Below are 419 nucleotides of genomic sequence, written 5' to 3' on the forward strand. Positions count from 1 at the left end.
ACCATTCTGGTCGGTGCTTCCACCGAGGAAGTGGTGGGTGAACGGGAGCGGATCTGCAAGGATGCCGCCTCCGCCGTACAGGCGGCAGTCCGCGGAGGTTTCCTCCCGGGTGGCGGTGCCGCCGAATTGGCCCTGGCCCGGGAAGTGGAGAAATACCGGGATTCGGTTCAGGGCATGGAGCGGTTCGGTGTGGCCGCCGTGGCCGAGGCTCTGCATCGTCCGATGGTTCAAGTCGTGGCCAATGCCGGTTTCAACCCCCTCGAAAAAGTGGAAGCCGTGAAGGCGCTCCAGTTGAAGCGGCAGTCCGATTCCCTCGGAATCGATTGTGACCGAGGCAATGTGGTTGACATGATCGAAATGGGCGTTGTGGATCCTGTGCCTGTCAAGTATCACGCGCTTCAGGCGGCGGGAGAAGTGAG

Annotated in this window: 1 protein-coding gene; it reads left to right on the forward strand. The window is 61.8% G+C overall.

The features are described 5' to 3' along the window. A partial coding sequence (locus RZO55_RS21835) for a TCP-1/cpn60 chaperonin family protein (protein WP_318066380.1) occupies positions 1-419 on the forward strand: 419 nt, incomplete at both ends.

The organism is Clostridium boliviensis, assembly GCF_033342255.1.
Classification (GTDB): Bacteria; Bacillota; Clostridia; order Lachnospirales; family Lachnospiraceae; genus Lacrimispora; species Lacrimispora boliviensis.